The organism is Corynebacterium sp. 5QC2CO, assembly GCF_024580435.1.
In the GTDB taxonomy this organism is placed as follows: Bacteria; Actinomycetota; Actinomycetes; order Mycobacteriales; family Mycobacteriaceae; genus Corynebacterium; species Corynebacterium jeikeium_D.
In genome coordinates, this window is record NZ_JANIKI010000002.1 from 57,738 (window position 1) to 70,869 (window position 13,132).

Annotated in this window: 11 protein-coding genes; 4 read left to right on the plus strand and 7 right to left on the minus strand. The window is 58.2% G+C overall.

What is annotated here, in order from left to right; translation table 11 throughout:
- Positions 1–19: 19 nt before the first annotated feature.
- Positions 20–1,633 (minus strand): bifunctional hydroxymethylpyrimidine kinase/phosphomethylpyrimidine kinase, encoded by a 1,614-nt coding sequence (locus NQ014_RS02250; RefSeq protein ID WP_257073463.1) that lies wholly within the window; start codon positions 1,631–1,633, stop codon positions 20–22.
- A gap of 47 nt (positions 1,634–1,680) precedes the next feature.
- On the minus strand, positions 1,681–3,132 hold the full coding sequence (gene gndA, locus NQ014_RS02255) for an NADP-dependent phosphogluconate dehydrogenase (protein ID WP_373467695.1): 1,452 nt from the start codon (positions 3,130–3,132) through the stop codon (positions 1,681–1,683).
- A 105-nt stretch (positions 3,133–3,237) separates the two neighbouring features.
- On the opposite strand from gndA, the gene NQ014_RS02260 reads away from it, so the two are divergent.
- Complete coding sequence (locus NQ014_RS02260; RefSeq protein WP_257073468.1) at positions 3,238–3,801, plus strand: PaaI family thioesterase; 564 nt, start codon at positions 3,238–3,240, stop codon at positions 3,799–3,801.
- Between the two features lie 92 nt (positions 3,802–3,893).
- On the opposite strand, the gene NQ014_RS02265 is transcribed toward NQ014_RS02260, so the two are convergent.
- On the minus strand, positions 3,894–5,315 hold the full coding sequence (locus NQ014_RS02265; protein WP_257073470.1) for an NAD(P)/FAD-dependent oxidoreductase: 1,422 nt from the start codon (positions 5,313–5,315) through the stop codon (positions 3,894–3,896).
- A gap of 280 nt (positions 5,316–5,595) precedes the next feature.
- On the opposite strand from NQ014_RS02265, the gene NQ014_RS02270 reads away from it, so the two are divergent.
- Positions 5,596–6,957 carry a class I SAM-dependent methyltransferase gene (locus tag NQ014_RS02270; protein WP_257073473.1) on the plus strand — a complete coding sequence of 454 codons (1,362 nt, stop codon included), beginning with the start codon at positions 5,596–5,598 and terminating at the stop codon, positions 6,955–6,957.
- A 117-nt stretch (positions 6,958–7,074) separates the two neighbouring features.
- Positions 7,075–8,784, plus strand: coding sequence for an FAD-binding dehydrogenase (locus NQ014_RS02275; RefSeq protein ID WP_257073476.1), 1,710 nt, complete (start codon positions 7,075–7,077; stop codon positions 8,782–8,784).
- Positions 8,785–8,822: 38 nt separating this feature from the next.
- On the opposite strand, the gene NQ014_RS02280 is transcribed toward NQ014_RS02275, so the two are convergent.
- A complete protein-coding gene (locus NQ014_RS02280; protein ID WP_005511316.1) occupies positions 8,823–9,107 on the minus strand; it encodes an Lrp/AsnC family transcriptional regulator in 285 nt (94 codons plus the stop codon).
- 174 nt (positions 9,108–9,281) lie between these two features.
- Between NQ014_RS02280 and tpx the strand changes: the two genes are divergently transcribed.
- Entirely contained in the window at positions 9,282–9,779 is a 498-nt protein-coding gene (gene tpx / locus NQ014_RS02285) for a thiol peroxidase (protein WP_016422822.1), read from the plus strand.
- A gap of 63 nt (positions 9,780–9,842) precedes the next feature.
- On the opposite strand, the gene NQ014_RS02290 is transcribed toward tpx, so the two are convergent.
- From NQ014_RS02290 to NQ014_RS02300, 3 genes are all read right to left on the minus strand, one after another.
- Positions 9,843–10,880 (minus strand): hemolysin family protein, encoded by a 1,038-nt coding sequence (locus NQ014_RS02290; protein ID WP_257073481.1) that lies wholly within the window; start codon positions 10,878–10,880, stop codon positions 9,843–9,845.
- A 3-nt stretch (positions 10,881–10,883) separates the two neighbouring features.
- Positions 10,884–12,320: a hemolysin family protein gene (locus tag NQ014_RS10950; protein WP_257073482.1), complete on the minus strand. Its 1,437-nt coding sequence runs from the start codon at positions 12,318–12,320 to the stop codon at positions 10,884–10,886.
- 418 nt (positions 12,321–12,738) lie between these two features.
- On the minus strand, positions 12,739–12,957 hold the full coding sequence (locus NQ014_RS02300) for a hypothetical protein (RefSeq protein WP_257073483.1): 219 nt from the start codon (positions 12,955–12,957) through the stop codon (positions 12,739–12,741).
- Positions 12,958–13,132: the final 175 nt, after the last annotated feature.

The following is a 13,132-nucleotide window of genomic DNA, read 5'->3' on the forward strand; positions in this document are numbered from 1 at the left end:
AACTACCATCCCATGAGATTTACCAACCGCGACCCGGTTGTGCATAGACCTCGCGCTCAAGAATGGCGGCTCGACGGAAGATGTTGCGGATGGATTTGAGCTCCGCATCGCTGGCCGTGGACATATTCTCTTCAAGGACTTCGAGAGCCTGCTGGACACTGTCAACATACTCGGGTTCGGAATATATCTCCACCCAGTTCGCGATCGCGGAATCCCCATCAACCAGGGATTTTCCTTGCAAATTCAGCTCGGCTGCAATCCACATTTCGGCGACGATACTGGTTACGGCGACCCGATATGGATTGAAAGCGCTACAGGAAGAATGCACGTCCAGCAGGAGTTGCGTGATGGTTGTTGGCTCGATGTACTCGAGCGCCGAAGAATCCTCTTCCAGCGCGTTATTGCTCAATTCCAACGCACGCACCAGGGCTTCCTGCGCGAGTTCCGACCACAAAACCTGTTCCTTTGCGCAGGGTGCTTTGGTTGCCAGATGCGACAGGACTGGGAAAGTTTGGTGCAAGTACCAGGCCTCTTGCGCTACGAAGAAGTTGGTATCTTCCGAGGAAAGGTCGCCGCGGAGCATCGTGGGGACGCTGAACATTCCGCCAATCTCGGCAACGATGTCCTCGATGTCCCGCCACAGCTGGGAAGTAAAGGGACCCGGCGGAGCAATCTGGAGTGAGTGGCCGAAGAAAGATTCCAGCTCCTTCGGCGTCTGCTCAGTGTCAGTGCCTTCGATGGCCTCCGGGTAAAAACTGGAGTTCAGATGGACTGGTTGCATTCGGCGAAGCGCGACCTTTTCCAGGCGACGAGCCCTGTGGCCGTGGTCAATGGGGCCGTGCCCCTGGCCGACGTTGAGGTTATCCGCGAAACGAATGGACTCGCTGAGCCAGCGCGTAGTCCAGCGCAGGGCATCATTGATTGCAGAGCCCCCACCAATCCGTGTGGCTAGAGCTGCGGACAGCGAACAACCCGTGCCATGGGTGTTCTCAGTGTGAATGCGGGGAGAAGAGCTGAAGAAAACCTGGCCATCGGGGAATGCCACGGCATTGCCGGCTTCTTCATCACTTAAGTGACCAGTCTTTGCAATCACGATGACATCGTTTTTGCTCGCGAACTCCAGCGCCTGCTCAATCAGCTCAGTGAAGTCGCTGGCCTCCGGGGCGTCGGCAAGCAATGCCAGTTCGGGAACATTCGGCGTGATGACGGTGGCTTCCGCGACCAAGTCACGCATTGCGTCCATGGCATCTTCGTCAAGCAGACGGTCGCCGGAAGTGGCGACCATCACCGGATCGAGAACAACCACGGCTGGCTTGGTCTCCCGAACCCAGTTGGTGACGGCCTGCGTGAGTTCGCGTGAACCCAACATGCCAATCTTCACCGCGTCGATGGTGACATCCTCGGTCACAGCAGCCAGCTGCTCGACGAGGAAGTCAACAGGTGGGGTGTGGACGGCGCGAACGCCCACGGTGTTCTGAGATACCAAAGCGGTGACCACGCCCATGCCATAACCACCGGCGGCGGCGATTGATTTCAAATCGGCATGGAGCCCAGCACCACCTGTTGGGTCTGTGCCGGCGATGGAAAGAACTCGTGGCACAAAATCAGGCTTTGCCTTCTTGGGAAATGGCATCTCAGACCCCTTTTAACTTCAAGAGCGTGAAGCGACAGACTTCAAGACTACGCTTCAACCTCGGAGCGGTCGCCAGACCAGAGGGTGTGGAAAGCGCCCTCGCGGTCAACGCGCTTGTACGTGTGTGCACCGAAGTAGTCACGCTGCCCCTGAACCAGTGCTGCCGGCAGACGCTCCGCACGCAGGCCGTCGTAGTAAGCCAGCGAGGAGGAGAACACCGGAGCCGGGATACCCATCTGTGCTGCAGTGACGACAACGTCGCGCCACGCGTCGAGGCACTCGGTGACCTGGTCACGGAAGTACTCGTCGAGTACTAGCGCCGGCAGCTCCGGATTGCGGTCGTACGCTTCCTTGATGCGGTTCAGGAACTGTGCGCGGATGATGCAGCCACCTCGCCAGATGGTCGCCAGCGCGCCGCGGTCGATTTCCCAGCCGTACTCCTTGGCGCCAGCGTTAATCTCATCAAAGCCCTGCGAGTAGGCAATGATCTTGGAAGCGTAGAGCGCCTTACGGACGCGCTCCACAAAAGCATCGCGATCTTCCGGAGCCTTAGCCAGGCTTCCCGACGGCAGGTTGCGGGCAGCCTCACGCTGAGCAAGGGAAGACGACAGGGCGCGAGCGAACACAGCCTCGCCAATACCAGTTACTGGAATGCCCAAGTCCAAAGCGGCCTTGACCGTCCAACGGCCGGTGCCCTTCTGACCAGCAGCATCAACGATGACATCCACCAGCGGCTTGCCCGTCTTCTCATCGACCTGAGAGAGAACCTCAGCGGTGATCTCGACCAGGTAAGAGTCCAGGTCGCCCTTGTTCCACTCGCGGAAGATATCTGCAATCTCGGCAGGGGTGAGGCCAGCAGCTTCGCGCAGCAGGTGGTAGGCCTCGCCGATGACCTGCATATCCGCGTACTCGATGCCGTTGTGGACCATCTTCACGAAGTGGCCAGCGCCATCAGAGGAAATGTGAGTACAGCACGGAACGCCATCGACGTGAGCGGAGATGGATTCCAGCAGCGGGCCGAGGGACTCGTAGGACTCCTTCGTGCCACCCGGCATGATGGATGGGCCGGTCAGAGCGCCTTCTTCACCACCGGAAATACCAGTGCCAACGTAGTGCAGGCCGCGGGCGCGAATAGCCTTCTCGCGACGGATGGTGTCCGTGTAAAGAGAGTTACCGCCATCAATGATGATGTCACCGGGCTCCATCACGTCGGCAAGCTGATCGATGACCGCATCAGTAGCGGCACCTGCCTGAACCATGATCAGAGCGCGACGCGGGCGCTCCAGCGAAGCGACGAACTCTTCAATGGTCTCGGACGGGATGAATGAGCCTTCATCACCGTGTTCAGCGATGAGGGTGCGAGTTTTCTCCGGGCTGCGGTTGTACACGGCAACGGTGTGTCCCTTGTGGGCGAAGTTGCGCGCGATATTCGAGCCCATGACGGCGAGCCCGACGACACCAATTTGTGCGAGTTCATTGTTATCGGTCATGCCCACCATCTTAAAGCCTGACCAGGGTTCGTTGTATCTGGGACTCAGAAATTGTTACTGCTTTTAACGTTAAAACTGCCACGAGTGACGGTGTGCGCTGGCACAATGTTTAGCATGACTGACGAGACTATTGCGAATAATGGCAGTTCACAGGACTCTAACCCTGCAGCTTCCGCCGCCGAGCAGGCGAAGAGGAAGGCGCTGCGCGATTACATGACACTGGCGACGAAGGCTAGCCAGGAAGCGCTGAGCGATGAGGAGCTGGCTGTTTTTAACAGCACCTTGGGGGATAGCGGAATCGGCGGTCTAGATACCTTGCTGGGCACGAAGTTTGTCCATGTCGGGCCGGAGCGAATTCAGATGGAGCTCGAGGTCGGGCCCGACCACCTGCAACCGTGGGGCCTAGCCAATGGCGGTGTTTACTGCTCGCTAGGTGAGACTGCTGGCTCTATTGCTGGTTTCGTTGCCTGCGGTGCGAAGAAGCCGGTTGTCGGTGTGAACAACAACACCGATTTTTACCGCTCCGCTCGAGCTGGCGAAGTAATCGTTACCACGGCGGAGCCTGAGTACCTGGGGCGCACCATGCAACTGTGGCGCATTGAGCACACCCGCAAGGCAGATGAAAAACTACTGGCCCGCACCAACCTACGAATTGCGGTACTCGACAAGCCGCTGTAGCAAATCGTTATAGGTGGTAACGGGCCTGGTAGGAAGCTCGCAGGTGGCTTGTCGTGATTAGGCGTTTTCTAATCTGGCCACCTGCAAGTTAACTACTTGTTCCTTTTTGCGCGGTGCTCGCGGCGAGTGTCGCGAACCTCCAGCGGCAGATCCTGCTCAGCCTTGTCCTTGTTGAACTCGGCCAGGCGGTCGATGGCGTTGCGTGCATACATCTGCTGGCGGGTGGAAACCATCTGCCAACGGTTGCGGTCCAGGACGTTCAGGCCCCAGCTGACGCAGGAGACGAGGCGGTTGCGGAAGCCCACGAGGAACATCAGGTGGACGGCCAGCCACAGAATCCAGCCGATGAAGCCAGTGACCTCAACCTTGCCCATCTTCACCACTGCGGAGAAGCGGGAGACGGTTGCCATGGAGCCCTTATCGAAGTACTCGAACGGCTGACGCTCTGCGACATCCCGGCCGTCGGCCTCAGCTGCAATGTTGGCGGCGACGTACTCGCCACCCTGAATAGCAACCTGAGCAACACCCGGCAGGTTCTCGCGGTTGGACATGTCGCCCACGACGTAGACGTTCTTGTAGTCACCAGCTGTCATGTCCTCGTTGACAACGACACGGCCAGCACGGTCGGTCTCGGCGCCAGTCTGCTCGGCAATCAGCTTGCCCAGCGGGGAAGCGGAAACACCGGCGGACCAAATCTTGCAGAACGACGGGATGAACTCCTCGGTTCCATCCTTCATGTTCTTGTAGGTGACGCCCTCTTCATTGACGTCAGTCACCATCGCGCCAAGCTTGACGATGACGCCCATCTTCTCCAGGGACTTCTGAGCCTTGCGGCCCAGACGCTTGCCAAACGGCGGCAGAACCTGCGGAGCACCATCGAGCAGGACGACGCGTGCAGCGTGCGGGTTGTAGCTGCGGTAGGACGATGCGAGGGTGCGGTTAGCCAGCTCGGCCAGCTGGCCAGCAAGCTCAACACCGGTCGGGCCAGCGCCGACAACGACGAAGGTCAGCAGACGCTCGCGCTCAGCCGGATCGTCGGTCAGCTCGGCGCGCTCAAACGCGCCGATGATGCGGGCACGGATTTCGAGTGCGTCGTCGATGTTCTTCATGCCCGGAGCAAACTCGGCAAAGTGATCATTGCCGAAGTAGGACTGGCCAGCGCCAGCGGCGACCAGGAGGTGGTCGTATTCCCACTTGGAAGTCTGGTGACCCAGTTCCGAAGTCACAACCTGCTTTTCGACGTCGATGTCGGTGACATCGCCCTTGACAACACGAACGTTCTGAACACCGTCGAAGATCGTACGAGTGGACGGAGCGATTTCGCCCGAGGACAGGATGCCCGTTGCTACCTGGTAGAGCAGTGGCTGGAACAGGTGGTGGTTAGTGCGGTCGATGAGAGTGACGTCGACCTCGGCGCCCTGCAACTTCTTCGCCGCGAACAAGCCACCGAAACCCGAACCGATGACGACCACGTGCGGGCGTCCGGAGTGCGGGCGGTACGGAGTCTCGGTCATGTATTTTCTCCTCACAGACTTTAAAGTTCTCGAAGTTTTAGATTCGGCTTTTAGCCGGCAAGCCACAATAGTAATCCTCTCGGTGCGCCACCGCCTATTCTGGGCCCCTGCGCGGTAGGCTTCGAGAGCAAACTCAGTTCGTTATTCGTACCTTTATGCGGCGCGATTGTTAGGAGGTTTGGGCAGGGTGAATTCGGCAAGCCGGCAGGCAATTGACGCAGAGCGATGGCCTCGGGTTGCGCGTATTCCAGAGGGGCGTTTCTTAGCGAAACGTGCTGAAATGATGGAACGCTCTTTTGAGCGGCTCTGCCAGGACAACGGCATTGAACTGGTTGAATCCGGTGAGTTTGTCGGAGAGTCCTTCATCACTCGGTCGACGGGTGACGCCGATTTGGCTATCGACGGGGTCGGTGGCGTCAGCTCTAGCGGTGGCAGTGAATCTCCCACTAGTTCTGAATCGCTTCGTCCAGTCGTTTTCAGCGTCATTGATCCTGTTTTCTATTCTCGACTAGCTGATTCAGAATGGCTCGGATTGGGGGAGGCCTTTCTCGCGGGCGAGTGGTCCAGTGATGACTTGCCAGAGCTTCTCAGTCGACTGCTCAGCGCCGAGTTTGATATTGCCTCGTTGGGGCCGTTGGCACGTGGTCTGATGAAAGTCGCGCGTTCACGCCCGCGTCTCGATGGGCCCGATATGGCGGGAGAGTTGCCGACCTCATTGCTGGAGCTTTATTCCGGCGAATTGCTGATGGGCGGTTCTGGCCTGTTTGCCTCCGGAGTGCGAACCTCGTCGCGTGAACAGATTCAAAACTATGCCCGTGGTGCGGGCAAGGGTGGGGTTCCCTCGCACTGGTCAGTTGACGTGACTTACGTCGATGCCCCAAAATCCGTCGCGCGGGCCGATTTTCTGCATGCTCAGGTGCGCAATATTGAGCACATGCTCGATCTCGCTCGAGTGCGGGCTGGCGACCGTGTGGCCGAATGGCCGTCGGCAGGCGGAGAAATTGCTCTTCGGGCTGCAGAAAGGGGAGCGGGTGCGGAGGTTATTACCGTCTCAGATGACCACACCGACACGGTGCTGGAACGGGTGGAAAAGGCCGGATTGCGCGGCGCGGTCGATGTAATCCAGATGGATCGCAACATTCCGTCGCCACGCGAATTCGAGTCCGACTTCGAGGCGGTTATCAACGTCGGGCGTCTGGAGACCTTCGGCCGTGCAGGTGCGCTGCGCTGGCTGAAGAGCGCCGAGCGTCTGCTTGTCGATCGCGGCACCATCGTCGTCCAAATGGTGGTAGCGACGGACAAATTCGACGCGCTCGCCGAGCGTAGCTTGGATCTCGTACGCGCTTACGTGTGGCCACAGCTGCAACTTTTCACGATGGAAGAGCTGCGCAAGATGGTAGACCGGGAAACCGGCCTGCGCATCGCGGCGGAAGAGTACATTCCGGCGCACTTTGCGACGACCTTGCAGCTCCAGCGCGATTTCTTTGCAGCTCATGCGCGTGAAGCCGCTGGTATCGGCTACGACAGAGTGTTCCGGAGGATGTGGAATTACTACCTGTCGTTGTTTGAAGCGCTCGTGCGTGCAGAGAAAGTCACGCTCGTGCAGGTCGAACTCGTGCATGCGCCACGCAGGCCTCACTAGCAGCGGGCAGCTCCGGACGCGTTGGAAATTCGCTAGATAAACAAAGCCTGCAAAAATAAATAACGTTTTTAGGCAAAACCACCTCAAAGGCGGTGTTTAGGGTCTAAAAACGAAACTATGAACGCACAGAGCACCACACGTACTGCAGACATTGTTGTCGTCGGCGCCGGACTTGCCGGATTGGTCGCGACGTATGAGGCCACGCAGGCAGGTAAGAAGGTCATCCTTGTCGATCAGGAGAATGCCAACAACCTCGGCGGACAGGCTTTCTGGTCGTTGGGAGGAATCTTTCTCGTCGACTCGCCAGAGCAACGCCGCCTAGGAGTCAAGGACAACCGCGAGCTCGCTGAAGCTGACTGGTTCAACTCCGCGCAGTTCGACCGCGAGGAAGACAACTGGGGACGCAAGTGGGCCAAGGCCTACCTGAACTTCGCGGCAGGGGAGAAGCGCGACTACCTCCGCAATCTCGGCGTGAAGTTCCTGCCTGTCGTCGGGTGGGCGGAACGCGGTGAAGGGCGTGCCGACGGTCACGGTAACTCGGTACCCCGATTCCACCTCACCTGGGGCACCGGTCCTGAAATCGTCCGCGTTTTCGCAGAGCCAGTCGCCGAAGCTGCGAAGAAGGGGCTGGTGGAATACTGCCATCGCCACCGCGTTGACGAGGTGATTGTAGAAGACGGCCGCGCCGTCGGCGTGCGTGGCAAGATTCTGGTTCCCTGTGAATCTTTAGAGCGAGGAGTGGCGTCGTCACGCGAGGAAACAGGGGAGGACTTTGAGATCCGCGGGTCGGCCGTGTGCATTGCGACGGGCGGTGTCGGCGGCAACCTGGAAGCCGTGCGTAAGTGCTGGCCGACCGAGCGCCTGGGCGAGATGCCGAAGGACATGGTTTGCGGTGTGCCAGAGCATGTTGACGGCCGTGGCATTGAGATTGCAGAGCAAGCCGGCGCAAACCTCGTCAACCGTGACCGCATGTGGCATTACACCGAGGGTATGAAGAACTGGGATCCGGTGTGGCCGAATCACGGTATCCGTATCATTCCGGGGCCGTCGGCCATGTGGTTCGACGCGGAAGGAAACCGCCTGCCTGCGCCATATATTCCGGGCGCGGATACGGTTGGCACGATGAAGCACATTCTGGCTACCGGACACTCGTATTCCTGGTTTGTGCTGAATAAGAACATCGTGGCCAAGGAGTTTATCTTCTCTGGCTCAGAACAAAATCCGGATCTGACGGACAAGGAGATTAAGAAGCTGATTGGCAAGGTGACCGCTGGTGTCGCCGCGCCCATTCAGGCGTTTATGGATAACGGCGAAGACTGGGTGGTTGCCGACAATCTGCCAAAGCTGGTCGAAGGGATGAACGAGATCGTGGAGGCGAGCTCGGGCGGGGAGTCCGGATCCGCAGCGCCGAAGATTAACCTGGAGAAGCTCGAGGAACAGATTCGTCAGCGCGACATGCAGACCGGTAACCCTTTCTCCAAGGACTATCAGGTCAATTACGTCAACGTGGCCCGGAACTTCCTTGGGGACAAGATCATCCGATCCGTGCCGCCATCACCGATTTTGGATCCGAAGAATGGTCCGCTGATTGCTATCCGTCTGCGCATGCTGACCCGCAAGACGCTCGGCGGCATTGAGACGACCCTCGACGGCCAGTGCCTGCATCCGGACGGAACTCCCTTTGAGGGGCTCTACGCCGCAGGAGAGGCCTCTGGCTTCGGTGGCGGTGGCGTCCACGGCAACAACGCACTGGAAGGTACATTCCTGGGCGGCTGTATTTTCAGTGGCCGCCAGGCAGGCCGTGCGATGGCGGAAGTGGTTAAGTAGCTCCCGCATACCGCACGGTTCGGTGGAAGAATTCGCGACTACTCCAGCCCGATGGAGAATGCACTTTCCAGGTCGTGCTGAGAGTAGGTGCGGAAAGCCAGCTGAGTCTGAGTGCGAATGACACCGTCGACCTTGCTGATGAGGTTTGGAATGATTTCCGCCAGATCATCGTGATTAGTTGCGCGCACCACGACGACCAAGTCCCAGTCACCAGTAACGGAGTAGACCTCAGTCACGCCGTCGATTTCGACGATGGTCTCGGCGGCCTCCGGAATCTTGTCAGCTTCGACATCGATGGACACAATTGCGGTAATCAAACTCATGGCTGCCTTTCCTCGGAGTTTAAGCGTGGGACCCGCTGAATAGCGTGGCCCGGACCGCAAGATACGCAAGATCACTCAAGATACTGCGGCCCGGAATTTCATTTCTGTCACGATTCTACTGATTTCCAGGAAACAGCCTGGAGGATCCGGACGAAAGGCGGTAAAAAGGGCGCTATGACACAAACCGCATTTCAGTCCAACCCAGTCCAGCTTTCCGGAGACCTGCCCCAGGTGGGCAACAAGGCTCCGGAGTTTACCCTCACCGGTGGTGACCTCGGTGAGGTCACCAATGAGACCTTCGCTGGTAAGAAGGTCGTCTACAACATCTTCCCGTCGGTAGACACTGGTGTTTGTGCAGCTTCGGTGCGTCACTTCAACGAGGACGCTGCTGGGCTGGACAACACCGTCGTGGTTAATGTTTCGCGCGACCTGCCGTTCGCTCTCGGCCGCTTCTGCGCTGCAGAAGGCCTGGATAACGTTGAGGTTGCCTCGGACTTCCGCCACGGCTTCGGCGAAGCCTTTGGTGTTGTCCAGCAGGATGGCCCGCTTGCTGGCCTGCTTGCTCGTGCCGTAGTCGTCACTGACGAAGAGGGCAAGGTCATTTACAACCAGCTGGTCGATGAAATCACAACGGAGCCGGACTACGACTCCGCACTGGCTGCACTGAAGTAACTAGCCAACTAGATCCAGCAGCAAGTAACCAGCTGGAATCGACGGGGCTCGTCGGCGCACTCGCTAGGCTGTTGCCTGGCGGACTTCGCCGACGAGCTCTTCTAGTACGTCCTCCAGTGCAACGATTCCGCTGACAGAGTTCTCCGAAGTACTGTTTTTCGCCGTCACCAAGGCGAAGTGAGCCTGCTCTCGCTGCATCAGCCGCATGACCGTCTGGAGCTTGGCATCCGGGCTGACGCTTGCGAAGGTGCGAATCAGATTCCGCGGGAAGGGGCGGTCGCGGTGACCGTCGTCAAGCGAGAGCAAATCCTTGACGTGAAGGTAGCCGATGAAGCTGCTGTCGGCATCGGTGATGGGGAAGCGGGAAAAGCGCGTGCGTGCGCTGAGCTCTTCGATGTCGGCGACGGTGGCGTCGGGGCCAATGGTGACGAGGGTGTCGAGTTGCATAGTGACATCCACGGCGGTGAGATGCTCGAAGCCGAGAGCTTTGTGGAGGAGCGCGAGCTCGTCATTGTCGAGAAGGCCCTGACGCCCGGACTCGGCGACGAAATCCTGCACCTGACTAGCGGTGAAGGAGGAATCGACCTCGTCCTTCGGAGTGGCGCGAAGAACCTTGCGAACCACGATGTTCGCGGTCGTATTCATCGCCCAGATAACCGGATTGAGCACCCGCACAATCACATACAGCGGAATAGCCACGAACTTCGCCGTCGGGCTGGGGGCCGCAATAGCGATGTTCTTCGGCACCATTTCGCCGACAACCATGTGTAAGAAAGTGACAATCAGCAGCGCCAACGCCAGCGCAACCACGTGGGCGGTGCCCGCGGGGAGTCCCAGCGCTGTCATGTAGGGCTCGAAGAAGTGCGCAATCGCAGGCTCGCCGACGGCACCGATGAGCAGGGAACAGGCGGTAATGCCCAACTGTGTTGCAGCCAGGGAGACCGACACGTTCTCGATACCGCGCAGCGCATACTTTGCGCTGGCAGAGCCGTCAACAGCATCCGGTTCGATTTGGTCGCGACGAGCGGAGACCATCGCAAACTCAGCGGCGACAAACCAGGCATTGAGGGCTAGCAGCAAAATAAGAGTGAGTAGTGGCATGTTTTAGCCCTCCTGTTCGCTGTCGTGCTCGACGTTATTGTGACTGGTGCCGTCGTGGTCAGTGCCTTCATCCGTGTGCGCGACTCTGTTGCCAACGCGGTCCACCTGGACGCGAATACGGCCAACGCGGTGACGCGCCATACGCTCGACTCGGAAAGCAACTTCAGCGGTGGTAGGCAAGTTCTCCTCATCGAGGTTTTCGTGGTCAGTGGCTTCGACCGTGACAGTGTCACCGAAGCGAGGCATGCGATCTAAGCGTTCAGTGATAAAACCACCAATCGTGTCGGATTCTTCGCCCTCCGGCAAAACTAGGTTTAGGATCTCTCCCAACTCGTCAGGGCGCATGAGACCGGAAACAATCACCGTATTAGGACTGATCCGGCTGTAGAGTAACGAACGATCATCCTGCTCATCGTCAATCTCACCGACGATTTCCTCGACGAGATCCTCCAACGTCACAATGCCGTCCGTGCCGCCGTACTCATCGACAACCACGGCGAACTGGTATGAGTCCTCACGCAGTTGACGCATCAGCGGGTCAAGCGTGGTCGAGTCATTCACCACAAGCACGTCCTTGGCCAGACTCGCAGCCGACGTCGTCAAGCGTCGTGCGTGTGGCACGCTGAGCAGATCGGTGTAGTGCACCACGCCGCGAATGTCGTCGACGCTGTTGCCGACGACGGGGAAGCGTGCATGCCCAGAATCTGCGACGACCGTCAGCATCTCTGCGACGCTCTGATCTTCGATAAAGATGATCTGCGTGCGTGGCGTCATCACATCAGCCGCCGTGCGTTCGCCGAACTCAATCGATCGCGCCACCAACTCGGCGGTCTGCGGGTTAATCTTTCCTTCATCGCTAGAGCGCGTGACGACGGCACGGAGTTCCTCCGCCGTCCTAGCACTGGCAACTTCTTCCTCAGGGGAGAAGCCGAGCCGCTTTAGCACCCAATTAGCCGCGCTGTTGAGTAGCCATACCAGCCAGCCGAATGCGAACATGAAGGCATTCTGTGGCCTGACCACGAGGTTTGCGACTTTAGTGGGCTCGGCGATGGCCCAGTTTTTGGGGACGAGCTCGCCAAAGACCATTTGAGTGAAGGTCGCGATAATGAAAGCGCCCGTAGTGCTGATTGCAGTGACGGTGGCGGAAGAGATGCTAGTGCCACCAAATGCGGCTTCGAGGAGCACTCCGAGGGAAGGTCCGGTCAGGAAACCAGCAACAAGGCTGGTGACCGTAATTCCCAGCTGTGCTCCGGAGAGGTTAGTAGAGGTGCGTGATAGAGCCCGGTCTACTAAATATGCGGACTTTGAGCCGGCGTTTGCGGCGTTCTTGACATCGTTCCTATTAACCGTGAGGTAGGAAAACTCGACAGCAACGAAAATTGCATTGGCGAAAACGAGGAAAAGAAAGACCGCTAATACGATGAGCGCGGATACAATCACGCGGCATCACCTGAAGTGTTTGCTGCGTTCGCTGAGGATGCTGCGGCGGTTGCTGCGGTGATTGCGCTTACTGAGGCTTCAAGGAGTCCGTTTACCTTGGCTCGAGGCTCAGGGGCGTCGGACGAGTCAGGTCTATCTGACGTGTCGGACGTATCGGGTCTGTCTGAACTGCTGGATGTGTCTGAGAGATCAGGCATGCGAGAAATCTTACTAAAAATTCCTTAGGTCTGACGGCAATGGCGCATCGGCGGTAATGGGGAGGATGGACCCTAAGGCCAAAATGTCATAATGTATATTATCGGACAAATATCGAAAGTGGTTGGCCCTGGGGTTTTCTGAATTCCCAGGGCTGCCGCCTTTTTCGCCGCCGCTTTCTGCTGCTGTGTTCTATCTCTGCGTTTGACCTATGCCGTCGGGCTTATTGCTCATTGGGCCTGGCGTCCGATGCAAGCTCATCCGCGTTGCGAACGGCAATCTCTTCCCGCAGTCGCTTGTTCTGCCACAGGGTCATGCCAATCAGGAATATGCCGACAGCCACGAGCCACCACACGCCCTTGTAGGCCACGAATGCAATGAAGATAATCAGTAGCACCATTCGCACCTTTCGTGCGAGCAACATTGCTTCGTAGGTGTTCATATCGTTGCGACTCCCAACTGGCCTACCAAAATTGTTTTTGGCGGGACTTCTGCGGTGTGTGACTAAAAGGCTTTATTACGTCACAGTGACGAAACGGAGCGTATTTTTGCTGGCTGGCAGCCTCTTTCGGATCAGCTCCGCTGCGATTCTCTTTAGATGGCCGTGTCTGCCAGCC